Annotated in this window: 2 protein-coding genes; one reads left to right on the top strand and one right to left on the bottom strand. The window is 70.2% G+C overall.

Annotated features, from left to right (window positions below; genetic code table 11):
• The first annotated feature begins 67 nt into the window (after positions 1–67).
• A complete protein-coding gene (locus tag LPA54_RS36095; protein WP_093764650.1) occupies positions 68–241 on the top strand; it encodes a CsbD family protein in 174 nt (57 codons plus the stop codon).
• A gap of 72 nt (positions 242–313) precedes the next feature.
• On the opposite strand, the gene LPA54_RS36090 is transcribed toward LPA54_RS36095, so the two are convergent.
• The coding region (locus LPA54_RS36090; protein ID WP_228984759.1) for a hypothetical protein at positions 314–543 on the bottom strand (230 nt) is incomplete at its 5' end.

The raw sequence follows: 543 nt of genomic DNA, 5'->3' as shown, positions 1-543 counted from the left end.
AAGGAACAGTGCGGGCACTCGCTGGGCTCACGACGCAGTGCCCGAACGCTACGAGGAGGCGTGTTCCGTGAGTGCCGGTGAGAAGGCCAAGGCGAAGACCGAGCAGGCGCAGGGCAAGGCCCAGGAGGCCCTGGGGCGCGCCACCGGGGACGACCGCATGGAGGCGCAGGGCCAGGCCACGAAGAGCAAGGGCGACGCCCGCGAGGCCAAGGAGAAGACGAAGGACGCGTTCAAGCACTGACCTGCTTCGACGCGCCCCGCGTGGGGTCACCCCGGTTGTGCACCGGGGTGACCCCACGCGGGCGTGTGCGGTTCAGGTGCGCCGGGTGTTGAGCCGGTAGATGCCGTAGGTGATGCCGAGGATGACGTCGACGGCGGCCCAGAGGGCGATGACGAGCCCGACACCGATGGCGGTCCCCGCGTCACTCGCGGAGTCGCAGAGGTCCAGGTCGTCACCGGTGCGCCCGCGGCACTGCTCGGGTGTCCCGCCGCCCTGGGCGATCCCCCAGATCACCCAGATCAGGAACACGACCAGGATCGCGA

It is taken from the genome of Streptomyces sp. DH12 (assembly GCF_020873895.1).
Lineage (GTDB): Bacteria > Actinomycetota > Actinomycetes > Streptomycetales > Streptomycetaceae > Streptomyces.
Note: the sequence above shows the minus strand (reverse complement) of the source record. Positions and strands in the feature narration are given on the sequence as shown.